The 22,881-nt window shown below is 75.7% G+C and carries 23 protein-coding genes; 5 read left to right on the forward strand and 18 right to left on the reverse strand.

Features of this window, described 5'->3' with window-relative positions; genetic code table 11:
* The first annotated feature begins 37 nt into the window (after positions 1 to 37).
* Both BUE45_RS32885 and BUE45_RS03810 read left to right on the forward strand, forming a co-directional pair.
* The gene (locus tag BUE45_RS32885) at positions 38 to 370 is read left to right on the forward strand and encodes an ABC transporter permease family protein (protein WP_218619480.1); all 333 of its coding nucleotides are present in this window, start codon (positions 38 to 40) and stop codon (positions 368 to 370) included.
* A gap of 89 nt (positions 371 to 459) precedes the next feature.
* A complete protein-coding gene (locus BUE45_RS03810; protein ID WP_073374892.1) occupies positions 460 to 1,113 on the forward strand; it encodes a TetR/AcrR family transcriptional regulator in 654 nt (217 codons plus the stop codon).
* On the opposite strand, the gene BUE45_RS03815 is transcribed toward BUE45_RS03810, so the two are convergent.
* Both BUE45_RS03815 and BUE45_RS03820 read right to left on the reverse strand, forming a co-directional pair.
* Positions 1,074 to 1,481: a RidA family protein gene (locus BUE45_RS03815; RefSeq protein WP_073374894.1), complete on the reverse strand. Its 408-nt coding sequence runs from the start codon at positions 1,479 to 1,481 to the stop codon at positions 1,074 to 1,076. The genes BUE45_RS03810 and BUE45_RS03815 overlap by 40 nt on opposite strands.
* A gap of 262 nt (positions 1,482 to 1,743) precedes the next feature.
* Positions 1,744 to 2,829, reverse strand: a complete 1,086-nt coding sequence (locus BUE45_RS03820; protein ID WP_073374896.1) for a hypothetical protein — start codon at positions 2,827 to 2,829, stop codon at positions 1,744 to 1,746.
* 172 nt (positions 2,830 to 3,001) lie between these two features.
* Between BUE45_RS03820 and BUE45_RS03825 the strand changes: the two genes are divergently transcribed.
* From BUE45_RS03825 to BUE45_RS03835, 3 genes are all read left to right on the forward strand, one after another.
* A complete protein-coding gene (locus BUE45_RS03825) occupies positions 3,002 to 3,724 on the forward strand; it encodes a MerR family transcriptional regulator (RefSeq protein ID WP_073374898.1) in 723 nt (240 codons plus the stop codon).
* Between the two features lie 329 nt (positions 3,725 to 4,053).
* A complete protein-coding gene (locus BUE45_RS03830; RefSeq protein WP_073374900.1) occupies positions 4,054 to 4,458 on the forward strand; it encodes a hypothetical protein in 405 nt (134 codons plus the stop codon).
* A gap of 74 nt (positions 4,459 to 4,532) precedes the next feature.
* The gene (locus tag BUE45_RS03835; protein ID WP_073374903.1) at positions 4,533 to 5,138 is read left to right on the forward strand and encodes a histidine phosphatase family protein; all 606 of its coding nucleotides are present in this window, start codon (positions 4,533 to 4,535) and stop codon (positions 5,136 to 5,138) included.
* A 141-nt stretch (positions 5,139 to 5,279) separates the two neighbouring features.
* Here BUE45_RS03835 and BUE45_RS03840 read toward each other — a convergent pair whose 3' ends face one another.
* From BUE45_RS03840 to BUE45_RS03915, 16 genes are all read right to left on the reverse strand, one after another.
* Positions 5,280 to 6,116 (reverse strand): HpcH/HpaI aldolase/citrate lyase family protein, encoded by an 837-nt coding sequence (locus BUE45_RS03840; protein WP_073374905.1) that lies wholly within the window; start codon positions 6,114 to 6,116, stop codon positions 5,280 to 5,282.
* Between the two features lie 5 nt (positions 6,117 to 6,121).
* Positions 6,122 to 7,585 carry a dihydroorotase gene (locus BUE45_RS03845; RefSeq protein WP_073374908.1) on the reverse strand — a complete coding sequence of 488 codons (1,464 nt, stop codon included), beginning with the start codon at positions 7,583 to 7,585 and terminating at the stop codon, positions 6,122 to 6,124.
* A 12-nt stretch (positions 7,586 to 7,597) separates the two neighbouring features.
* Complete coding sequence (locus BUE45_RS03850) at positions 7,598 to 9,040, reverse strand: MmgE/PrpD family protein (protein ID WP_073374910.1); 1,443 nt, start codon at positions 9,038 to 9,040, stop codon at positions 7,598 to 7,600.
* Positions 9,037 to 9,900 (reverse strand): cyclase family protein, encoded by an 864-nt coding sequence (locus tag BUE45_RS03855; protein WP_073374912.1) that lies wholly within the window; start codon positions 9,898 to 9,900, stop codon positions 9,037 to 9,039. Before BUE45_RS03855 ends, BUE45_RS03850 begins: the two co-directional genes overlap by 4 nt.
* Entirely contained in the window at positions 9,897 to 11,093 is a 1,197-nt protein-coding gene (locus BUE45_RS03860; protein ID WP_073374914.1) for a CaiB/BaiF CoA transferase family protein, read from the reverse strand. Before BUE45_RS03860 ends, BUE45_RS03855 begins: the two co-directional genes overlap by 4 nt.
* A gap of 246 nt (positions 11,094 to 11,339) precedes the next feature.
* Entirely contained in the window at positions 11,340 to 11,696 is a 357-nt protein-coding gene (locus BUE45_RS03865; protein ID WP_073374916.1) for a hypothetical protein, read from the reverse strand.
* 42 nt (positions 11,697 to 11,738) lie between these two features.
* Complete coding sequence (locus BUE45_RS03870; protein WP_073374918.1) at positions 11,739 to 13,697, reverse strand: oxidoreductase; 1,959 nt, start codon at positions 13,695 to 13,697, stop codon at positions 11,739 to 11,741.
* Positions 13,694 to 14,131, reverse strand: coding sequence for a nuclear transport factor 2 family protein (locus BUE45_RS31655; RefSeq protein ID WP_073374921.1), 438 nt, complete (start codon positions 14,129 to 14,131; stop codon positions 13,694 to 13,696). Before BUE45_RS31655 ends, BUE45_RS03870 begins: the two co-directional genes overlap by 4 nt.
* Positions 14,128 to 14,607: a (2Fe-2S)-binding protein gene (locus tag BUE45_RS03880; protein ID WP_073374923.1), complete on the reverse strand. Its 480-nt coding sequence runs from the start codon at positions 14,605 to 14,607 to the stop codon at positions 14,128 to 14,130. The genes BUE45_RS31655 and BUE45_RS03880 overlap by 4 nt, the downstream gene beginning before the upstream one ends.
* Positions 14,604 to 15,494 carry an FAD binding domain-containing protein gene (locus BUE45_RS03885; protein WP_073374925.1) on the reverse strand — a complete coding sequence of 297 codons (891 nt, stop codon included), beginning with the start codon at positions 15,492 to 15,494 and terminating at the stop codon, positions 14,604 to 14,606. The genes BUE45_RS03880 and BUE45_RS03885 overlap by 4 nt, the downstream gene beginning before the upstream one ends.
* A complete protein-coding gene (locus BUE45_RS03890) occupies positions 15,491 to 17,881 on the reverse strand; it encodes a xanthine dehydrogenase family protein molybdopterin-binding subunit (RefSeq protein WP_073374927.1) in 2,391 nt (796 codons plus the stop codon). Before BUE45_RS03890 ends, BUE45_RS03885 begins: the two co-directional genes overlap by 4 nt.
* Positions 17,878 to 18,450, reverse strand: coding sequence for an ureidoglycolate lyase (locus BUE45_RS03895; RefSeq protein WP_073374930.1), 573 nt, complete (start codon positions 18,448 to 18,450; stop codon positions 17,878 to 17,880). The genes BUE45_RS03890 and BUE45_RS03895 overlap by 4 nt, the downstream gene beginning before the upstream one ends.
* On the reverse strand, positions 18,447 to 19,829 hold the full coding sequence (locus BUE45_RS03900; RefSeq protein WP_073374933.1) for an MmgE/PrpD family protein: 1,383 nt from the start codon (positions 19,827 to 19,829) through the stop codon (positions 18,447 to 18,449). Before BUE45_RS03900 ends, BUE45_RS03895 begins: the two co-directional genes overlap by 4 nt.
* Positions 19,826 to 20,698: an ABC transporter ATP-binding protein gene (locus tag BUE45_RS03905; protein WP_073374936.1), complete on the reverse strand. Its 873-nt coding sequence runs from the start codon at positions 20,696 to 20,698 to the stop codon at positions 19,826 to 19,828. The genes BUE45_RS03900 and BUE45_RS03905 overlap by 4 nt, the downstream gene beginning before the upstream one ends.
* Positions 20,667 to 21,437 (reverse strand): DUF4437 domain-containing protein, encoded by a 771-nt coding sequence (locus tag BUE45_RS03910; protein ID WP_073374939.1) that lies wholly within the window; start codon positions 21,435 to 21,437, stop codon positions 20,667 to 20,669. Before BUE45_RS03910 ends, BUE45_RS03905 begins: the two co-directional genes overlap by 32 nt.
* On the reverse strand, positions 21,437 to 22,876 hold the full coding sequence (locus BUE45_RS03915; protein WP_073374941.1) for an FAD-dependent oxidoreductase: 1,440 nt from the start codon (positions 22,874 to 22,876) through the stop codon (positions 21,437 to 21,439). Before BUE45_RS03915 ends, BUE45_RS03910 begins: the two co-directional genes overlap by 1 nt.
* Positions 22,877 to 22,881: the final 5 nt, after the last annotated feature.

A 22,881-nucleotide genomic window follows, 5' to 3' on the forward strand; every position in this document is an offset into this window, starting at 1 on the left:
CGGTGAGCGTGACCTGCGGGCGCTCCCCGGGGTGTGCGTGTCTTCCGGGAGCGGGGCCCAGAGACCGCACCTGTCCTGTGCGACGGCATCGACGGGGGTACTCGGTGTCGGAGAGGGATGCAGGTGTCTCCTCAAGGGCACCGCTGCCGGTGGCTCGGGCCGTGAGTGCGGTGGGGCCCCGCTCTCGGACGAGGACCTGCACCCGCTGAGCCCGGGCCTGTACAGCTGGAACGCCGCCGCGCCGATCGACCCCGACTTCTCCCCGCTGGTCGTGATCGGGTCTCTGCCGGCACTGCTCCCGCTGGTCATCGCGTTCCTGCTGCTCCAGCGCTTCTGGCGCTCGGGGCTGACGGCCGGAAGCGTCAAGTGAGCCGTCCCGGGCCGGGCCGCGGGGCCCGGTCCGGGAGGGTCTGCGCGAGCGGTCGGCCCGGTCCGGGGCCGGTGCCCTAGAATTCCCGGATGGCGAGGCAGAAGGACCCGGCGGTGCGCACGCAGCTGCTGGAGCGCGCGGCGCGGATGCTCCGCGAGCGCGAACCGATCACGTTGCGGTCGCTCGTCGAGGGGACCGGCGTCTCGACGATGGCGGTCTACACCTACTTCGGCGGGATGGACGGGGTGTGGCGCGCGCTGCGCCAGGAGGGGTTCACCCGGCTGGCGGCCCGTTTCGAGACCCTCACCGTCCCCGACGACCCCGTCGAGGACCTCGTCGCGGGGGCCGCCGCCTACGCGGCCAACGCCCTGGAGCACCCCGACCTCTACCGGGTCATGTTCGACGCGACCGTGGACCTGGAGGACGTCGGGGCCGCCGAGGCGACCCTGGGCTACCTCGTGCGGGCCGCGCGGCGCTGCCGCGACGCGGGCCGGGTCGCGGCGGACACCGACCCCGACCGGCTCGGCACCGAGGTCTGGACGGTGTGCCACGGCATCGTGTCGCTGGTCGTGAGCCGGGTCGCCTCGCGGCGCACCCTGGCCTCCGGCATCCCCCTGCTCACCGCGGTGATCGTCGCCGCGGGCGACGACCCCGCGGTGTGCCGGGGCTCGGTGGAGGCGGGCTGGGCGGCGTTGCGCCCGCCTCAGGGCAGCACGGCCACGGCGTCGACCTCGACCAGGTAGCCCGGCGCGGCCAGCGCGGTGACCCCGATCCAGGTGCTCGGCTGCTGGAACTCCACGCCCAGCGCGGCGCCCGCCCGGTCGCGCCCGACGACGAACCGCTCGGCCTTGTCCTCGTCGAGGTCGACGACGTAGACGGTGACCTTGGCCAGGTCGGCGGCGGTCCCGCCGACCGCTTCGAGCGCGGCGGCGATGTTGAGGTAGCACTGCTCGGCCTGCGCCGCGACGTCGTCGCGGCCCACCAGGTTGCCCCCGGTGTCCCAGGAGACCTGTCCGGCCAGGTACACGGTGCGCGTGCCCTGGGTGACGGCGACCTGGTGGTGGACGTCGACCCGGTTGACCTTCTCGGGGTGTACCAGCGTGACGGTCATGGTCTGTTCCCTCTCTGTGCGGACACGAAAAACATAGCAAAGCAATGCCATATTATCGAGGCCTCGCCGCCCGGGGTGGCGACGATCACGCCCCGGCGGCGCACGCATCCACCGCCCCGCCCCGGCGCCCAGGGGCGGGGAACGCATCCGCCGCCGCGGTGCGGGGCCTTTTCCGACTTCCCCGGCCCCGCGCCGCGCCCCGGGGGCCGGACGCGAGCTGTCGATGACCGCGCAGGTGGGCGCGGGAACAGGGCCCGCCCTCTCACCTCTCGAAGGGGTCGTCCGCACGGATCCCCCAGTGGAAGCCGCGGTCGAAGAGCAGCGTCGCGTCCCGGTCCGGAGCGAGCACCATCCGGTGCTCTCCGTCGACGAGCACGAGGGTCCCGTCCTCACCGCGCTCGAACGCGAAGACCAGGGTCCGGGCCGGGGACGCGGCGTACTCCGCCGCGCTCTGTCCGGGGGCGAGCAGCGGCCGTACCTCGGCCTCCAGCACCCCCTCGGCGTGGCGGTACGTCCCCACCAGCAGGGAGCCGTCCGCCGTCCGGACCTGGACGGCGGCCTCCCCCGCCGTCGCCACCCCGCCGAACGCCACCCGCTGCCAGCGCGGGTCCCGCGACAGCTGCGGCGCCGGCTCGGCCGTGTCCTCGCGGACGGCCCACACGCCGGCGGGGGCGGTGTCGTCCACGCCCCGCGACGGCTGGGAGGCGAGGACGAGCGCACCGAAGACGGCCAGGACGACCCCGCCCAGCACGGGAGCGGCGATGCCGGACACGCGGGAGGCCCGCGGCGAGGAGAACAGGACCGGCACGGCGGCCGCGGGGACCGGCCCGCTCCCCAGGAGCGCGCGGAGCACCCGCGCCGCCCACGGCAGCGCGACGACCGCGGACATGGCCAGCAGGACCAGCGCCACCTGCTTCCCCGGCATGTCGTAGCCCAGGTTGAGCACGAGGATGAAGGACATCGCCGCCAGGGAGACCAGTGCCCCGGCCAGGGCGGTGCGGCGCCACACCAGCGCGAACGCCGCCCCGACCTCGGCGGTTCCGGCCAGGAACTGGAAGAGGGGCGAGAACCCCACCATGCGCGACAGCAGGCCCATCGGGCTCATCTCGCCGTACGCGATCAGGGCGTCGCCCACGTCGGGCACCCCGAACTGGCCGAGCCCGAGCTTGATGGCGCCGTTGTAGAGGAGCATGAGGGCGAGCGCGAATCGCACGGCGCCGTGCAGCCACCACAGCGCCCTGCGCGGGCGGGGCCGCGGCGGCGGGGTGCCCGTAGTGTTCTCCGTGTCCCCGTTCCCCGCCGCGCCGGCGGGGGCGGGGTCCGGGGCGGTGGCGGTGTGTTCGTCCATGGCGGCTTCTCCTGTGGCGGCGGGCCCCGCCGGACGGGGCCCGCGGTCGGGCGTCGGCACGCGGCCCGGCGGACGGGGGTCCGGCGGGCGCGGCGCGGCCATTGCACACTCGGCCCCAGGGGCATGGTCAAGGCACACCGTGCGGGCGCGCTCCCGCGGAGAGGTCGCAGCGATGGGATGGAGCACGCGCGAGGTCGCCGAACTCGCGGGCACGACGCTGAAGGCGGTCCGGCACTACCACGAGCGGGGGCTGCTCCCCGAGCCCCCGCGATCCGCCAACGGGTACAAGAGCTACGGGGTCGCCCACCTCACGCAGCTGCTGCGCATCCGCCGCCTCGTCGACCTGGGCGCGCCCCTGTCCCGGATCCGGGCCATGGACCCCGACGCGGACCGGTTCGAGGACACCCTCCGCGCGCTCGACGCGGAGGCGGCGGCGACCATCGAGAGGCTGCTGGGGGTGCGGGAGGAGATCGCCCGCCAGCTGGAGCGCGGCCCGGACTCGGCCTCGTTCGAGCGGCTCCGGCGACCGGCGCCGGCCTCCCCGGACCACGGCTTCCTGGTGGTCCTGTCGCGCGTGATGGAGCCCGAGACCTACGGTGCCTGGGAGGCGCTCCACGAGCGCACGCCCGCGACCGGGGCACTGGCGGAGTTCACCCGCCTGCCCGCGGACACCGGCGACGACGCGCGGGACGACCTCGCCGAACGCCTGGCCGCGGCGGTGCGGGCCATCCACGAGGAGGCGCCGCTGCTGCGCGACCCGGTGCTGCGGGTCCCGCACCGGCCGTCCTTCGCCGCGCGGAGCCTGCGGGTGGCGCTCGCGGACCTGTACAGCCCGGCACAGCTGGACGTCCTCGCCCGTGTCGGGCGCCGCCTGGGGCCCGGCCGGCGCCCGTAGGAGCCCCCGCTCCCGGGGCCGCGGCCGACGCGCGTCACGCGGAAACCGCGCACCCGCGGCCGGAGCGGGTCGTGCGGAACCCGGCCCTGGCTCCGGGCCCGCCCGCGCGCCCGGCCGCCCGTGGCGCGGGTGCCCGGCGGCGAGGAGGGCCGAGCCGCTCGGGTGCGCGGGCCTCTCCGGGAGGTCGCGTCCGGGGTCGGCGGCGCGGAGGGGCCGCACCGTGTCGGCGGCGCTCGGGCCCGTACCGGGAGCGGGGTCTCCGGACCTGCCGCGGTACAAATCTCAACTTCTTGTTGACAACTCATTGTTGAGGCTGGCACGATCCCCGCATGAGCCCTGCCGTCCCGGACGAGTCCGACGAGAGGAACGCGCTGGACGCGGCGCGGCGCCGACTGCTGGAGTCCGGCGCCGACGCGGTGCCCCTCCCCCCGTGGGCGCGGGCCCGGGACGCGCCGGACGACGCCACCCTGCTCCGGTTCGCCGTGTGGCGGGCGAACACCGCCACCGGGGACGTCGGCCACGACGAACTCCGCGCCGCGCTGCGGCTGGTGGAGTCGGCCCGGGGCGACCTGGACGCCCTGGAGGCCGGACTGCTGCTGATCGCCCGGGCCGAGGGGCTGACCTGGCCCGACATCGCCGAGCAGCTCGGCGTGCGCTCGCCCCAGGCCGCCCAGCAGCGCTTTCAGCGCGTGTCGCACCGCAGCCGGGGCGACGACGCCCGGCGCGGGGACTGAGCACCGCCGGACCGCGCACGGGCGGACCCGCGGCCCGGCGGTCGTACGTGAACCCGCAGAGAGAAAGGTGAACCGTGGCCCGACGCACGCTCTACCTGGTGCGCCACGGGGCGGCCGACGCCCTGGGGCGGGTGACCGACCAGGGCCGGGAGCAGGCCCGGCTGATCGGGCAGCGGCTGGCCCGGCTGCCCGTCGACGCCGTCTGGCACTCGCCGCTGCCCCGGGCGGCGGAGAGCGCCCGGCTCATCGCGGCGCAGATGCCGCGCGTGCTGGTGGACGAGGCGGCCGAACTCGTGGACAACGTCCCCTTCGTCCCCGGTCCGGACCGCGTCCCGCCCTCGTGGGCCGGGTTCTTCGACGGCTACGGCCCTGCCGAGGCCGAGGCGGGGCGGCGGACCGCGGACGCCTCGGTGGACCGGTTCGGCGGGCCCAACAGCGGCGGGCGGCGCGAGACCCACGAGGTGGCGGTGACGCACGCCTACCCCATCGCCTGGCTGGTCCGCGCGGCGCTCGGGGCGCCGCCCGGGCAGTGGATGTCCCTGGCCGGTGTCGCCAACGCCTCCCTGACGGTGGTCGAGTTCGGCGACGACGGTCCGGCGAACCTCGTGGTGTTCAACGACACCGCGCACCTGCCCGAAGAGCTGCGCTGGACGGGCTTCCCGGACGCGCGGCGGCTGTAGTCCCGCGGTGCGCCCGTGCCGCCGTCGTCGTCGGCCGGCCCCGGCCCGGCAGGTCGGCGGCGCCCGCCGGGAGCACGGCCGCGCCCCCGGCCGACCGCCCCGGAAGGGGCGCACGGCCCCGAAGGTCCACTCCGCCCGGTGTCAGCGGGCCCGGGAGAGCACCTCGCGGGCGGCGCGGGCCACGGCCTCGTCGACGAAGCCCCCGCTGCGGTCCACCGTGGCGCCCCGGCCGCCGCGCTCCAGGGCCGCCAGGACGGCTTCGGCCCGCTCCACCTCCTCCGCGGTGGGGGTCAGCTCCTCGGTGACCGCGCGGGCCTGGCGCGGCGAGAGCAGGGTCCTGGCCCGGAACCCCTGGCGGAGCAGGCGGCGGGTGCCCTCGCGCAGGAGTGCGGTGTCGTGGACCGCCGTCTCCACCGGCCCCACCGGGGCGGGGAGCCGGGCGACGGCCGAGGCCAGCACGAGCGCCGACCGCAGCGGGGCCAGCTCGGCCCGGTCCGGGCCCGGCAGCAGCCCCAGGGACGCGGCCAGGTCGGCCTCCCCGATGCCCAGCCGGTGGACCCGGGGGGCGCCGGCCACCCGGTCCACCGCGGCCATGCCCTCGGGGGTCTCCAGGAGGGCCAGCACGCGGACGGTCCCGGGGCGCACGCCCGCGCGCTCCTCCCAGCGCCCGGCCAGGGCGTCCGCGCGCCCGACCGAGCCGGGGTCGGCCTTGGGCAGGACCACCCCGGCGCGGCCGTGGCGCGGCAGCACCGCGAGGTCCCGCTCCACCGTGTCGGCCCCGACCCTGACCCACACCTCGGGCCCCGGCTCCCCCGGCTCCGCGAACCAGGCGCGCAGGTTCGCCCGCGCCGCGTCCTTGCGGTCGGGCGCCACCGAGTCCTCCAGGTCGAGGATGAGCGCGTCCACCCCGGCCGTGCGGGCCTTGGCGAGCTTGTCCTCCTGGTCGGCGGGCACGTACAGGTAGGTCCGGGGGTGCACCGCCGTCACCGCCCGGTGGGCCGCGACAGGTAGCGGCCCGCGGGCGCGCCGGTCACCTCGCCGTCGGCCAGCACCTGCTTCCCCCGCAGGAACGTGTCGGTGACGGCGGCGGTGAGCTCGAACCCCTCGAAGGGGGTGTACTCCTGCGTGGACTCCGACTCCGCCGCCCGCACCGTCCAGGTCCGCTCGGGGTCCACGAGGACGAAGTCGGCGTCGAACCCGGCCTCGACGGCCCCCTTGGTGCGCAGGCCGAACCGCTGGGCGGGGTTCCAGGACGTCAGCCGGGCCACCTCCCCCAGCGGCAGTCCGCGGCGGGACGCCTCGGTGACCAGGCCCGGGAGGAGGTACTCGGCGCCGCCGAAGCCGGACTTGGCCACGAACACGTCGTCGCCCGGGTCCCCGAACTTCTGCTCCTCGCGGCAGCAGGCGTGGTCGCTGACGACCCAGTCGACCTCGCCCCGCAGCACGTGCCCCCACAGGGCCTCGACGTCGTCCGGGCCGCGCAGGGGCGGGTTGACCTTGCCGCCGATGCCCGAGGCGGTGGTGTGGTCGGCCAGCAGGTGGCCCACCGTCACCTCGCGGCGGAAGTCGATGTGCGGGAAGGCGCGCGCCATGGTCAGCGCCGCCTCCATGGCCTTGGCGGAGCTGAGGTGGAGCAGGTTGATGGTGGGCAGCTCGGTCTCGTGCGCCAGGTAGGAGGCGATGGTGACGGCCAGCCCCTCGGAGTGGGGCGGGCGCGAGGCGCTGTAGGCCTCCAGGCCGGACAGCTCCCCGGCCTCCTCGACCATCCGGGTGTAGGCCGTCATGATCTCGGCCGTCTCGCAGTGCAGGGACAGCGAGATCTCGTCGGCCAGCTCGGGGAAGCGGCGCCGCGCCTCCTGGACCCCGCGCATGACGAACTCGAAGTGGGCCAGGTCGTAGCGCTCGCCCTCCGGGATCATCAGGAAGGAGCTCTGGTCGCTGGAGCGGCCGTGCAGCCCGTGGCTCCCGTAGAACATGAAGATCTTGAAGGACGTGACCCCGTACTCCTCGACCAGCCGCGGGATCTCGTCGATGTGCTCCCCCATCATCGGGGCGAGGTGGAAGGCGTAGTCGACGTGGGAGCGCGAGTCGACGGCCTCCAGCACCTTGGGGAAGAACTTCGCGTAGCTCCCGCCGGTGTTCATGTAGTACTGGCCGGTGCGCATGTAGTTCAGCGCGGAGGTCACGCCGCCCTGGGCGCAGGCGCGGCTCTCGGTCTCGGCGTCGGTGGAGAGCGGGTTGTAGATGCCCCAGTGCTGGTGGGCGTCGACGACCCCGGGGAAGGCGAGCCGCCCCGCGGCGTCCACGACCCTCCCCGCGCCCGTGCGGTCCAGGCCGGGGGCGACCTCGGCGATCCGGCCGTCGACGACGCCGATGTCGGCGCGGCGGGGCTCGGGGGAGGAGTGGTGGACGACGGCTGCGTCGGTGACGATGAGGTCGAAGGGCATGGTGTGGGCCTTTCAGAGGTGGGATGCGGGTCGCGGGTCGCGGGCGTCGGGCTCCGGTGGTTCGAGGGCGCGCACCAGCTCCCCCGCGTGTGCCAGGTCGCCCAGGTTCAGGGCCAGTTCGCGTGCGGCCAGGGCGCTTTCCCGGGGCAGGCGCCCGTCGGTGTTGTCCAGGAACTTGCGGGTGAGGTCGTCGTCGGTGAGGGGGTTCGCGGGCCCGCCGCGGTTCTGGAGGACCTCCTCGCGCAGCAGGCGCCCGTCCCGGGTGCGCACGGTGACCACCGCCGGGAACTGGTGCGGGTAGATCTCGTCGCAGGCCGGGTCGGGGACGACCTCGACCAGCGCCATGAGGGCCCGCCTCCGCGGGTCCCGGGCGAGGTCGTCGGTGAAGTCCCCGGTGCCCACGCCCAGGCCCCCGCCGCCCAGCAGCCCGGCCACCACGGCGTAGGGCGCGCTGAACTGCGCCTGGTAGCCGGTCTCGGGGGTGCGCTTGACCTCCAGGGGCTCGCCGATGGTGCGGATCACCGCGGCGGGGACGCCGACCCGGATGCCGGCGACGTCCTGCGGGTCCACGCGGGAGCGCAGGCGGATGCCGGCGTCGATCACGGTGTGGGTGAAGTGGTTGGCGGGATAGGGCTTGAAGAAGATCCCGGGGACCTCCCACTCCTCGCCCAGCCGGTCGGTGATGGTGTCGACGTCGGCGTCCTCGCGCAGGAAGGCCCGCAGGAAGCCGAAGCGGCCCTCGATCACGGTGGGCGGCCCGGTGAACCCGCGCGCCACCAGCTGGGCGGCCCCGAGCGCGGACTGGGCCGCCCAGCCGCAGTGCAGGCGCTTGACGGTGCCGCCGGTCCGGTTGGCCTCGATGACCCCGGAGGCGAAGGAGGCGGTCAGGCCCAGGGCGTGGACGGTGTCCTCGGGGCCGGAGCCGAGCAGCAGGGACGCCGCCACGGCGGCGCCCATGGCGCCGCAGATGGAGGTGGCGTGCTGGCCGTGCTCGAAGAAGACCGAGTTGCCCAGCGCGCGGTCGTAGCCGGCCATCCCCAGGCGGACCGTGGTCTCCAGCCCGGCGGCGACGGCGCGCTCGGTGGCCGCCCCGTCCGCCCCGGCGTACTCGGCCGCGGCCAGGGCCGCGGGGACGACGACGGCGCTGGGGTGCAGGATCGAGGGCAGGTGGGTGTCGTCGTAGTCGAGGGAGTGGGCCAGAACGCCGTTGGCCAGGGCCGCCAGGGGCGCCGGGACGCGCTCGCGGGTGCCGATGATCCCCGCCCGGGGCGATCCCCCCTGGTCCAGGGCGTACCCCGTGACGGCGGCGCTGGTGGGGAGCCGGTGCGCGGCCACGCACAGGCCCAGCGTGTCCAGCACCCGCCGGCGCACGCTGCGCGCCACCTCGTCGGGCAGGCCGCGGTCGTGCAGGCCGTGGGCGAACCGGGCCAGGGAGCGTGCGACGGTGTCGGTCATCGGGTCACCACCGCGAGCGGGCGGACGGGCGAGCCGGTGGCGCCGACCAGGGGCAGCGGGGCCAGGACGAAGGTGAACTCGTGGACCCCCGCGGCGGCGATCCCCTCCAGGTCCATCGCCTCGATGATGTACACGCCGTGCTCCACGAGCAGGATGCGGTGGGCGGGCAGGACCGCGTGCCCGGCGCCGGGCGCCAGCCGCTCGAAGGCGATGGTGTCGGCCCCCGCGGCACGGGCCCCGCGGCCGGCGATCCAGGAGGCCCCGGCGGCGCCGACGCCCGGAACGCCGCTCTCGCGCCCGGTGTAGCGGGTCGGGTCGGCGTCGAAGTGGCGCCCCCACCCGCTGCGGACCAGGACGACGTCGCCCTCGCGGACCGGGGTCCCCTGCGCCTCCTCGGCGCGTTCGAGGTCGGCCGGGGTCACCTCGTATCCGGGCGGGCACCCCTGCGGGGTGCCCAGGGCGGCGGGGACGTCCAGCAGGACGCCGCGGCAGACCATCGGGGCGATGGTGTGGACGCCGTGGTCCAGGTAGCGTCCGCCCCGGCCGGCCTCGGCCGCGTCGGTCCCGCCGTGCAGGAGGCCGTTGTGGGAGACGTGGGCCAGGGCGTCCACGTGGGTGCCCACGTGGGTGCCCATCGTGATCATGTCGTTGGCGGCCGACCCGCCGTCCTCGCGCACCATGTCGCCGTGGCGCCGCGGCAGGGTGTGCCAGTACGCGGGGTGGTTGGGCGACTGGGGCATCCCGACCTTCAGCGGCCGTCCCAGGTCGTGCACGCGCACCCCGGCGGAGACCGCCTCCAGCAGGGCGTCGCGGGCGGGGGCGGCGGGCGCCGGCTCGTTGTACTGGTTCGTGGTCGTCACGCGATGATCCGCCGTTCACGTAGGGTCTCGATCTCCTCGGCGGCCATGCCGAGTTCACCGAGGATGGCGTCGGTGTCGGCGCCCAGGGGGCGCCCGGGGAAGCGGATGCCCCCGGGCGCGCGCTCCGCGCGCCACAGGGTGTTGTGCATGAGGACGCTGCCGAGCTCGTCGTCCTCGACGCGGGTGAGCATCTCCGTCTCGCGCACGTGCGGGTCCCGGGTCAGGTCGCGGGCGTCGTAGACGGCGGCCAGGGCGACGCCCGCCTCGGCGAAGGCCTCCTCCAGCTCCGGGAGGGTGCGCTGGGCGATCCAGTCGCCGACGTGGCGGTCGAGCAGGTCCGCGTGCGCGGCCCTGCCCGCGCCGGTGCGGAACCACTCCTCCCCGACGACCTCCGGGTGGCCCACCAGCTCCATCAGCCGTTCGGCGATGCGCTGCGCGCTGGAGGAGACGACCACCCACCTGCCCTCGCGGGTCCGGTAGGTGTTGCGGGGGGCGTTGTTGTGCGACCGGTTGCCGTTGCGCCGGCCGACCTGCCCCAGCTGGTCGTAGACGGTGGGTCCGGGGCCCACGGCGGCCATGATGGGTTCCAGGAGGTTGATGTCGATCACCTCTCCCCTGCCGCCGTTGTGCTCGCGCGCGTACAGGGCGGTCAGGGTCGCCGCCGCCGCGGCGATGCCGCAGATGCTGTCGGCGAGCCCGAAGGCGGGGAGGGTCGGCGGCCCGTCGGCGGGGCCGGTCAGGTGGGCGAACCCGCTCATCGCCTCGGCCAGGGTGCCGAAGCCGGCCCGCCGGGCGTAGGGGCCCTTCTGCCCGAACCCGGTCACCCGCACCAGGACGAGGGCGGGGTTCTCGCGGTGCAGCGTCCGCGGGTCCAGGCCCCACCTCTCCAGGGTCCCGGGGCGGAAGTTCTCCACCAGCACGTCCGCCCGGCGGACCAGGGACCGCAGGAGGTCGGCGCCCTCGTCGGTGGACAGGTCCACCGCCAGGCCGCGCTTGTTGCGGGAGATCTCCTTCCACCAGAGGGGGACGCCGTCCTTGGCGGGCCCGTGGCCCCGCATCCCGTCCGCCAGCCGCGGGTGCTCGATCTTGATCACGTCGGCGCCCTGGTCGCCGAGGATCTGGCAGCACAGCGGACCCGCGAGGATGGTGGACACGTCCAGCACCCGCAGCCCTTCGAGAGGTGCTTTCGGCATCGGCTCCCCCTTCCTTTCACTCTGTTCCTTTGAGAGGAACGTCGGTCCGCTTAGAGGTTAGGCAATTTTCACCGGCCGCGTCAATGACGAATTTCTCCGGCAATTCCCCGAAAGAAAGGCAGCCCGAAAAGGCCCCCGGCCCCGCGGGGCCGGGGGCCGGCCGCCTTTCACCCGTCGGACGTCCGCGCCGCGCGCCTTCACCGCGCGGACCCGCCGGACCTCATCCGGGGGCGGTGCCCCCGTCGCTCACCCCCAGATCTCCCGGGCGTAGGTGATGTTGACGTCGCTGTGCCACCCGGTCTCGGGGTCGCTGCCCCACCGGTCGCGCCACTTCTGCGCGTGGTCGAGGATGACGGCGTCCCCGAAGTGCAGCCTCCCCTGGGCGTCGAAGGCGTCGAGGTCGTCGACGAACATCAGGTCGAAGTGGCGGAACCACTCCCCCTGCCCGCGCCCGCGGCCCGTGACGACGTAGTTGGAGTACTCCTGGATGCGGGGGTTCTGCCGGAACACGGGGTAGTCCACGGTGCGCGTGAATTCCGCGTACTCCTCGGCGGGGACCCCCGGGCGGACGTTGTACGTGAGCAGGACCAGTTCGCGTGCCATTGCCTCTCCTGTTCTTCGGTGTCCGGGCGGACATGGGAACCGTCAGAGCGCGAGCCCGGCCTCGCGCCCCTCGTGGACGGCCTGGAGCAGCGACCGGGGCGCCAGGGCGTCCCCGACCAGGCGGACCGGGACGCCGTGCTCCCGCGCGCCGCGGGCGAGCCCGTCCCGCGCGCGGGCGGGCCGGACCAGGAACAGCGCCGCCACCTCCGGCAGGGTGTGCCGCCCGGGGTTGCGGGGGGCGTACACCGTGACCGCCGGGCGCAGGCACTCGACGGCGCTGGAGGTCCACACCGCGGCGCCCGCCCGCTCCAGGCGTTCGAGCATGGTCATGCGGCTGTAGTCGTTGACCGCCCACAGGGGGGCGGCGGCCGGGGTCACCAGGTGGACGTCGGCCCCGGCGCCGGCCAGGGTCTCGGCGACCGAGCCGGAGGCCCAGGAGCCCTCCTCGTCGAGCACGACGACGCACTCCCCCGCCCAGCGGCCGGGCTCCTCCAGCGCCTGTTCCGCGGTCAGGGCGGTCCCCCAGCCGGGCACGTGCGGGCGCTCGGACTCCGCGCCGCAGGCCACGACGAGCACGTCGGGCCGCTCCCTCTCCAGCAGCCCGGGGTCCACCGGCGTCCCCGTGCGGACCCGGACGCCCAGGCGCTCCAGGCGCCCCTCCTGGTAGGCGCGCAGCAGGTCCAGCTCCGCCCGGCCGCGACCGCGCCGGGCCACCGCCGTCCGGCCGCCGGCGGACTCCTCGCGCTCCCACAGGGTGACGCGGTGCCCCCGCTCCGCGGCGGTGGCCGCGGCCTCCATCCCCGCGGGCCCGGCGCCCACGACGCCGACCTCCAGGGGCCGCGGGGCCCGGCCGGCCGTGCGGCGCTCGCCCTCGCGGCCGACCTCGGGGTTCATCATGCAGGTCAGCGGGCGGTGCGCGCCGATCTCGCCGATGCAGAAGTTGCAGGACACACAGGGCCGGATCTCGTCCTCGCGGCCCCGCAGCGCCTTGGAGACCAGGAGGGGGTCGGCGATGTGGGCCCGGGTCATGGCGACCATGCTCAGCTCTCCCCCGGCCAGGGCGCGCTCGGCGTCGTCGAGGTCCACCGCGCGGCAGGCCGCCAGCACCGGCGTGCGGGAGCACGCGCGGGCCACGTGCAGGGCCTGGTCCAGGTAGGGGGTGCGGCCCTCGCTCATGTCCGCCACGTGGTGCCCGATCGAGGGCGCGGTGTAGGAGGCCAGCGACACGTTCAGGAAGCCGAGGTCGCGGGTGGTGTCGAGCAGCGCGGCCAGGCGGACCCCCTGGTCGAGGTCCTGGCCGCCCGGGACCAGCTCGTCGGCGCTCAGGCGCACGCCCACCGCGACGTCCGCCCCGACCTCGTCCAGGACGGCGTCGAGCACCTCCAGGGGGAAGCGCGTGCGCGCCCCCTCGTCGCCGCCGTAGGCGTCCGACCTGCCGTTGGAGGCCGGCGAGAGGAACTGGTGGAGCAGGTGGCCGTGCCCGAAGTGCACCTCCACGCCCTGGAACCCGGCGTCCGCGGCCAGCCGGGCCGCGGCGCGGTAGGCGTCGCGGACGGTCCGCATCTCCGCCCGGGTCATGGCGTGGGGCACCTGGCCGGTCAGGTGCCACCGGCGGGGCGAGGGCCCCCAGGACTCGCGCCTGCGGAAGTGGTTCTCGCTGTGCCGGCCGGCGTGGGTGATCTGGGTGAAGACCGCCGCCCCCTCGGCCCGGACCGCCTCGGCGATCCGGGCCAGGCCCCCGCGCGCCGCGGGCGAGGACGAGAGCCCTCCCACCCGGCCCAGGCTGGTCTCGTGCACCCGCAGGGGCTCCGTGATGATCAGGGCCGCCCCGCCCCGGGCGCGCTCGCGGTGGTACTCCACGTGGCGGTCCGTGGGGAGGAAGTCCTCGGCGAAGTTGGTGGTGTGCGCGGACACGAAGACGCGGTTGCGCAGTTCCAGCCCGGCCAGGCGGACCGGCGACAGGGCCCGGCGGCGGTGCCCGGGGACGGCGCGGCCGGTCACCGGGGACCCCCCTCGGGGCCGGGGCGCCAGCGCGGGTCCAGGTCGTCGGCGGAGCGGGCCAGCAGGACCCCGGTGACCGCCAGGTCGTTCCACACCCGCTGGCGGGTGATGAGCCCGCCGGAGAGGTGGAAGTGGTCGGCGTAGCGGACGTGGTCGAAGGCCACCCCGTGCAGGTTCACCCCGAACAGCCGGCCGGTGGACAGGACGTGTCCGCCGTCCCCGGCCCCGTCGTAGGCGTCGCGGTGCTTGTCCACGCTGCGGTACCGGCGGCGGCCGTCGGCCAGGACCGACTCCAGGTCCCGGTGGACCACGCCGCCGGGGAAGACCATCACGGCCCCGGGCGCCAGGTGGGCCCCGGCCTGTTCCAGGCGGCCGGCCCCCACGTGGGCGAGGAAGTCCTCCACCACGGCGACGGCCGCCTCCAGGGCGCTCACGGCCGGTCCGCCTCACGGGTCGCGCGCACGGCCGAGCGCACCGCCCGCAGGATGGGCCCGTAGCCGGTGCAGCGGCACAGGTTCCCGCTGACGGCCTGCACGATGTCCTCCTCGCCGGGGTCGGGGTCCCGGTCCAGGAGTTCGCGCACCGTCAGGAGCATCCCGGGCAAGCAGTACCCGCACTGGAAGGCGAACTCCTCCAGGAACGCCCGCTGCACGGGGTCGAGGTCGTCCTCGGTCCCCAGGTCCTCGATGGTCCGCAGCCGCGCGCCGTCGGCGCTGACGGCCAGCACCGAGCACGACTTGACGCTGCGGTCGTCCACCAGCACGGTGCACGCGCCGCAGTCCCCGGTGAGGCAGCCGACGTGCGTGCCGGTCAGCCCCACCTCCTCGCGCACCGCGTGCACGAGGAGCCGCCGCGGGTCCACCTCGACCTCGCGGTCCTCGCCGTTGACGTTCAGACGGATCCGGTTCACGCCCTCCCCCTCTCCTGTCGGTCGGCACCGCGCAGGGCGCCCTCCACCGCGCGGGCCACGATCACCGGTGTGACGGCGGCCCGGTAGTGCGCGTCGGCCAGCACGTCGTCCACGAAGGCGGCCCCGCGGTCCGCCAGGGCGCGGGCGGCGCCGTCGGCGACCAGGGCGCGCCACGCCGGGTCGGCCGTGCCCCGGTGCGGGGCCGGCACGTCCAGCGCCACCGGCCGGTCGGCGGCGGCGCCCAGCGCCACCCGCAGGCCCCCGCCGGCCAGGACGGCCGCGGCCGAGGTGACGACCGGCCAGCTGCTCTCGGCCAGCTTGAACTTGACGTAGCCCCAGGCCAGCGCGTCCCCGTGCGGGAGCACCAGCTCGGCCAGCACCTCGTCGGGCCGCCGGGCGGTCCGGAAGGCGCCGAGGAAGAACTCCTGCGCCGGCACCTCCCGCACGCCGCGCGCGGACGCCAGGCGCAGGCGGGCTCCGAGCGCCACCAGGCATCCGGGGACGTCGGAGGCGGGGTTGGCGTAGGAGGCCGAGCCGCCCAGCGTGCCCCTGTTGCGGATCTGCGGGCCGCCGGTGATCCCGGCGGCGGCCCGCGCCAGCAGGCGCAGGGGGTGGCCGGGTCCCCTGTCGGTATCCGCGGCGAGCAGGGACGCGTAGTCGGTCATGGCGCCGACCACGGTCGCGCCGTCCTCCTCGCGGATGCCCGTCAGACCGGCCCGGCCCAGGTCCACCAGGGCGGACGGCACGACGTGCCCGTGGGTCATGGCGGGGACCACCATGGTGCCCCCGCCCACCAGGACGGTGCCCTCGTCGGCGCCCTCCAGGGCGGCGACCACGCCGTCCAGGTCCGCGGGCGCGGTGTAGCGGGGGGTGTCCTCGCCGGTCACGGCGCCACCTCCTGAGCCGCGCGCCGGATGAGCTCCAGCACGGCCGGCGGGGTGAGCGGCACGCGGTCCACCACGACCCCGAACGGGGACAGGGCGTCCTCCACCGCGTTGGCGATCGCCGCCTGGGCGCCGCCGACCCCGGCCTCGCCCGCCCCCTTGTTGCCGTGCATCGTGTACGGGCTGGGCGTGACCTGGTGCTCCATGCGGATCTCGGGCACGTCGGCGGCCCGGGGCATCAGGTAGGACTTGAAGCGGTCGCTGAGCGTGGCCCCGTCCTCGCCGAAGACCAGCTGCTCGGACAGCGCGGCCCCCAGGCCCATGACCACGGCCCCCCAGGCCTGCCCCTCCACCAGCGCGGGGTTGATCATGGTCCCGCAGTCGTGCGCCATGGCGTAGTCCGCGATCTCCACCCTGCCGGTCTCGGCGTCCACCCGCACGGCGGCGGCGTGGACGCAGCTGGAGTAGGTGGGGTAGGGCTGGATGCGCCCGTGCGCGTCCGGCCGGTGGTCGATGTTGCCGGGCTTGTAGGCGCGGGTGGACTCCAGGATCGGCTCGACGCCGGAGGCCACGTCGAAGGAGCGCGTGAGCACGGCCAGGGCCACCTCCGGCACCGGGACCGCGCCGGCCCCCGCCGGGTCGACGACCGCCCCGTCCCGGACCTCGGCGTCGGGGACGCCGAGCATCCGAGCCCCGACCAGGGCCAGGGTGCGGCGCACGTCCCGCGCGGCCAGGGCCGCCGAGCCGCCGCCCACCACCATGCTGCGCCCGCTGAAGTTGCCGAAGCCGTTGGGGCAGCGGTCGGTGTCCCCCTGGACGACGCGCACCCACTCCAGGGGGACGCCCAGCTCGGTGGCGACGATCTGCGCGATGCCGGTGTCGTTGCCGCCCCCGGGGGAGGTGACCCCGGTCAGCACGGTGACCGAGCCGGTCACGGACATCCGGACGGTGGTGGTGTCGAATCCGGAGACGAAGCTGCCCGGGGAGTCGGAGGACTCCGGGGTCAGCTCCAGGGCCAGGCCCAGCCCGATGTGCTCGCCGGACGCGCGGGCCTCCCGCTGGCGTTCCCGCCACCGCCGGTACCCCAGGCTCGTGGTGGCCTTGTCGAGCAGGCCGTGGAAGTCCCCGCTGTCGATGTTGAGGCCGGTGCTCGTCCGGTAGGGGAACTCGTCGGACCGGATGAAGTTGCGCTCGCGGACCACGGCCGGGTCCAGGCCGAGCCGGCGCGCCACCAGGTCCACGGCCCGCTCCATCACCAGGTGCGCCGAGTCCTTGCCGAACCCGCGGGCCGCGCTGAGCGGGGGCTTGTTGGTGGCCACGATCGACAGGTCGATCCGGCAGTCGGGGACCCGGTACCCCGAGGGCAGGGTGGTCGCGGACATGTTGGGCATGGCCCAGCCCGCCTGGGCCGTCATCGCGCCGGCGTCGGCGACGATGCGGTCGACCAGCGCCACGATCCGGCCGTCGGAGCGGGCCCCCACCGTGAAGCGGTGGACCTGCTGGCGGGACCCGGCCAGGAACGACTCCCGGCGGTCCTCGATCCACTTGACCGGGGCGCCCGCAAGCATGCTCAGCAGCGCCACCAGCGTCTCCTCCGGCTGGCCCTGCATCTTGAGGCCGAAGCTGCCGCCGACCTTCTCGGTGACGACCCGGATGCGGTTCTCCGGGATCCCCAGCGTGGCGGAGAGCATCCACCGCAGCTGGTGGGGGTTCTGGCAGGAGCCGTGCATCGTCAGGGTCTGCGCGTGCTCGTCCCAGTGCGCGAGGAAGCCGCGGGGCTCGATGGGCGCGGTCGTGGTCCGCCCGGAGCGGAAGGTCCCCTCCACCACCACGTCCGCGGACTCCAGCGCCCCGTCGGGGTCGCCGGTGCCGTAGCTCTTGGAGAGCACGACGTTGTCGGGCCACTCCGCGTACACGCGGGGGGCGTCCGGCTCCAGCGCCCGCTCGGCGTCCAGGACGTGCGGCAGGACGTCGTAGTCGACCCGGACCAGGCGCGCGGCCCGCTGCGCCCCCTCCCGGGTGTCGGCGACCACGGCCGCGACGGGCTGGCCGACGAAGACCACCCGGTCGGGCTCCAGGCAGCGGATGTCCACCCGGCGCGCCCCGCGGACCAGGGGGTCGATGAAGTACGGGGTCGGGGCGGCCAGGTCGCGGGCCCGCTCGCCGGTCAGCACCAGCACGGTCCCCGGCAGGGCCTCGGCCTCCCCGGCGTGGACCCGCCGGATGCGCGCGTTGGCGACGGTGCTGCGCACCACCGCGGCGTACAGCGTACCGGGCGGGCGCACGTCGTCGATGTAGCGCGCGCCCCCGGTGAGCAGGAGCGCCCCGTCGCGCTTGCGCGCGGCCTGGCCGATCCGGCCCGTCCCCCGGTCCGTCGCGGTCGCGCTCATGGCATGCTCACCCGGAGCGCGCGCCCGGTGCGGTGCACAGGGTTGCGCTTGTCCACGTCCATCAGGTGCACCTCTCCGTTCGGGTCGGGGCTGGCCTGGAGTCCGCGGGTGACGCCCGGCTGGCTGCTGATCAGGAACATCTGCCCGTCGCGGGTGGGGAAGGGCGGCTCGTGCCAGGTCCCCCGGCGCAGGTTGAGGCAGACGTCCCCGGGGACCAGGAAGGCCCGCAGGGCCCCGGGTTCGGGGAAGCCGTCCCGGAGCGGCGCCCCGGGGGCGGCGACCACGCACACGTAGGGGTCCCCGCCCAGCGGGATGAAGGTCTGGGTCATCCCGGTGTGCCGCTCCAGGTAGCGGATGTCGCCCCCGCGGTAGCCGACGCGGAAGAGGATGAACTCCGGCGTCTCGTCCGACTCCAGGACCACGGGGCCGTGGACGGCGTTGCGGCCCGAGTAGAGGTCGATGGGCAGGCGCGGGGTGGCCTCCAGGGAGATCACCTCGCCGAAGGGCGAGAAGTCCTGCCCCTCCAGGGGGGCCGGGTCGAGGGTGAGGGTCTCGGTCTCGTTGCTCACGGTGCCTCCTCCCGCGCACCGACCGGGAGGGTCAGTGCGGCGATGACTTCGGTGACGGGGACGTCCTCCCCGGACAGGACCGCGTCGAGTGCGGCGCGCGCCGCGTCCGCTCCCACGACCGGCTCGGTGTAGGCGAGGAACTTGGCCTCGGCCTCCCCCTCCTCCAGGGGCGAGCGGCCGTCGCCGACGGGGACGTCCACGCCGTGGGTGAACCTCTCCCCGTCGGCGGTGGTGACCGTGATCCGGGCCGGGGTGCTCTCGGGGTAGGCCGCCTGGAGGTCCGGCGCGGTCCGGACGCGCACCCGCGAGGCCAGGGCGAGGACGTCGGGGTCGGCCAGCCGCTCGGGTGTGTAGTGGGAGCCGTGCACCGTGCCGTGGCGCACGGCGCAGGCGAGCACGTACTGGAGGCTGAGCGTGGCGGCGGCGGCCGTGGGCGCGCCGTGCACGGGTCGGTCCACCAGCTCGGCGGCCACGTCGTAGACCTCGGCCTCCACCGAGCGCAGGTCGCCGGGGCCGAGCCCGCGGGCGGTGGCCAGCTCGACGGCGGCCTGGGCCGCGGCGTGGGTGTGGCGGCAGGCCGCGAAGCGCTTCTGGTGCACCTCCGTCAGGCTCCACCGCTCGCCCAGGTCGTCGACGCTCAGCGGCCGGGGCTCCCCGGCCATGAGGGCCAGCGGCCCCCGCGGGTGGTCCAGGACCCCGTCCCACCCGCCCAGGCCGGCGCCGGAGGCCAGGGCCGCCCAGGCGCCGGTGCGGGCGATCTGGCCCGCGAAGGCGGGCTTGCCCGTGACCCCCGCGAAGATGGACTCCAGGGTGACGGCCGGGACGTGGAAGGCGACCAGGCCCAAGGCCCGCTCGATCCGGTCGGCCCCGCCGCCGGCCGCGCGGGCCGCGGCGGCGGCCCCGCCGTAGGCCGCGGCGGTGGGGAACCACCCCCGCGGGGTGGCCCCGGGGTGCAGGGCCTCGCCGATGCGGTCGGCCACCTCGTAGCCGGCGATGACGGCGGTGACGAGTTCGCCGAGCGTCGCCCCCCGGACCTGGGCCAGCGCCAGGACCGGCGGGATCAGGTGCGAGGGGTGGAAGCCGCCGAACCGGTAGCCGTCCTGGTGCTCGTAGGCGTCGGCCGCGCAGCCGTTGGCGAAGGCCGCGTCGGCGGCCGGCAGCACCCGGCCGGTGCCCAGCACGCCGGCCTCGTGCGGCGCCTCGCCGAGCTGCCCGGGTCCGGTCAGCGCGCGGACCTCGGCGCTGGAGCGTCCGCCCACGGCGGTGCCCAGGAAGTCCAGCAGGAGCCGCCGCGCGTACGCGCGGACCGCCTCGGGCGGGTCGTCGCGGCCGAGTCCGCCGGTGAAGCGGGCGAACGCGCGGACCGGTCCGCCGCTCATTCGTGCTCTCCCAGCTGGGCGCGGAGCCGGGCGACGATCTCGCCGAACTCCGGGTCGGCGGACACGCTCAGCGGGCGGGGCCGGGGGAAGTCGATCTCCACGACGTCCTTGACCCGGCCGGGGCGCGGGGAGAGCAGGACGATCCGGTCGGCCAGGAAGACGGCCTCGGAGATCGAGTGGGTGACCAGGACGACCGTCTTGCCGGTGTCCATCCACAGCTGCTGGAGCAGGATGTTCATCTGGTCGCGGGTCATCGCGTCCAGCGCGCCGAAGGGCTCGTCCATGAGCAGGACGTCGGGGTCGTGGACGAGGGCGCGCGCGATGGCCGCGCGCTGCTGCATGCCGCCGGAGAGCTGGCGGGGGTAGTGGCGCAGGAAGTCCTCCAGGCCCACCTTCTCCGCCATCAGGGCGGCGCGCTCGCGGCGCTCGCGGCGCCGGGGGCCCTTGCCCTCCAGCGGCAGCTCGATGTTCCTGCCGATCCGCCGCCAGGGCATCAAGGTGGGCGCCTGGAAGACGAACCCCAGCGATCCCAGGGCGTCGCGCTGGGGGGCCAGGGCCCCGGGCGCGAACAGGGTGCGGTCCCCCATCCGGACGGACCCCTCGGTGGGGACCTCCAGGCCGGCGAGCATCCGGAGCAGGGTGGTCTTGCCGCAGCCGCTCGGCCCCAGCAGGACGACGAACTCCCCCGGGGCCACCTCCAGGTCGGTGGGGGTGAGCGCGTGCACGGGGCCGGCGTCCGCGGCGTAGGTCTTGGACACGCCCTCGATGGTGATGGCGCAGCCGGAGGGGGTCCTCCCGGCCGGGGCCGGGGGCGCGGCCTCCGGTGCGGCCGCTTCCTCAGTCGCCGTAGGCTCGGTGCGCGAGCTCATCCCAGTTCCCTCCGGTCGGCGGGGTGCGGTAGTCGGTCGTGGTGGGGGCGTTGGAGCGGATGAAGGACATCGTTCCGCCGCGCGAGTACAGGGGGCCGTGGTAGACGTCCGGCGAGCGGAAGAAGTAGGACCCCTCGCGCATCACGCCGCGGGCGCCCATGAGGATGTCGCCGTAGACCTTGTAGGACTCCTCGTACACCGGGTGGGACTCCTCCATCTCGCTGCGCCAGCCGGGCACCATGGCGGCGAGGTAGATGTGGGCGCGGTCGTCGTCGCGCAGGCGCTTGACGAGGGCGCCGGGGCGCAGGGCGACGTCGCCGCTCCACCCCGGGGAGTCCCAGTCCAGCTCCTCCGTGCGCAGGTGCACCGTGCCCGCGGCGGACCCCTCCTCCGGGAGGAGGGCGGCGGCGCCCCAGAACCCGCAGTAGAGGGTGAGCCCGACGACGGCGGGGGCGAGGTCGACGGCGGTCCCGGCCGGGAGGTAGAGGTAGTCGGCCTGTCCCACGGGGGCGCCGTTGAGGGTCCCCGAACCCGCGAGCACGTAGAGGTCGAGGTCGGCGGCGAGGGTGCCGCTCTGGCGCTCGCGCACCCGCGTCACGGTGGTGCGCGCCGGGCCGGACAGCGAGGTGCTGAGCACCCGGTGCACCCCGCCCCCGGCGGCTCCGAACTCCCCGTCCGGCACCCTCTCCCAGGGGAGGAGGTGCGTGTCGGCGAAGTCGACGTCATTCCTGTCCCACATCAAGGCCTCCAATGCTGGTCCTCGCCCGCGGCCGCGCGGCCGATCAGGCGTCCGAAGGAGAGCGCCGGGGTGACGCTCATGCCGCTGACGAACGACCGCCCGGACATGCTCGATCCCCCCAGGGCCTCTCCCGCGGCGTACAGGTTGGTGAAGGGGCGGCCGTCGTCCCCCAGGACGCGCAGCCGCCCGTCCACCGCGAGCCCGGCCGGGCTCTTGAGGACGGTGCCGTGGTTGCGCACCGCGTAGAAGGGCCCCCGTTCCAGGGGGGCGGGCAGGTGGGTCCGGCCCAGCGGGTCGCCGCCCCCGGCGACCGCCCGGTTGTACTCCCGGACCGTGAGCCGCAGGCCCTGCGGGTCGATCCCCGCCGCCTCCGCCAGTGAGTCCAGGTCGTCGGCGCGGGTGAAGGACGGGTTCCCGGTGAAGGCCCGCTCCAGGTCAGCCTCCCCCCAAGAGGGGAAGAGCGGCGGGGCCTCCTCGACCGCCCGCTGGTCGTACACGACCCAGAACTCGACCCCCCGCTGGCGGGCCAGGGCGTGCTCCCGGACGTCGACGCTGGCGTCGTCCTCGGCGACGAAGCGCAGCCCGGAGCGGTTGACGTGGATCTCCCAGGGGGGGCGCTCCTGCGGGGTGAGCTGCGGGAAGTCGTCCAGGTGGGCGGTCTCCCAGTCGCTGCCGGCCCGCAGGGTCCCGCCGTAGGTGGGCAGGAACATGTCGCTCCCGCGCAGCCGGGCGCCCAGGGACAGGGCGGCGAGGATGCCGTCGCCCGCGGAGGTCTCGGCGGCGGGCCCCCGCAGCGGCGCTCCCCCGGTGAGCAGGGGGAACAGGCCGGGGTTGCCCGCGTATCCGCCGGTGGTCAGCACCACGGCGCCGGCCTCGACCTCCTCCACGGCGCCGGCCGCGTCGCGCAGCACCGCGGCCTCGACGGAGGGGCCCCCGCCGCCGCGCAGCCCGGTCAGCGCGGTCCGGGTGCGGACCCGGATCCGGCCCCGGTCGGCCAGGCCCCGGACCCGGGGCAGGAGGACGTCGAGCACCGACTTCCCGGCCTCGCGCCCCCAGTAGGTCCGGGCCACCGAGTACGGCTCGTGGAAGTAGAGGACGGCGGGCGCGTCGGGGTCCATGTCGAACCCCGCGGACATGAGGCGGTCCACCGTCTCGGCCGCGTGGTCCACGGCCAGGCGCACGAGGTCGGGGTCGGCGGTGCCGCGGCTGATGCGCATGACGTCGTCGTAGTGGAGGTCGGGGGTGTCGCGGATGCCGCGCGTGCGCTGGAGTCCGGTGCCCGCGGCGGCCATCTGGGCCCAGGAGCGCCAGAGGGTGCCGCCCAGGCGGTCCGCCTTCTCGACCAGGAGGACGTCGAGCCCCTGTTCGGCGGCCTCCGCCGCCGCGGGCAGGCCCGCGGTGCCGCCGCCCACGACCAGCAGGTCGACGCGCTCGCTCATCGGTC

The organism is Nocardiopsis flavescens (genome assembly GCF_900141985.1).
In the GTDB taxonomy this organism is placed as follows: Bacteria; Actinomycetota; Actinomycetes; order Streptosporangiales; family Streptosporangiaceae; genus Nocardiopsis; species Nocardiopsis flavescens.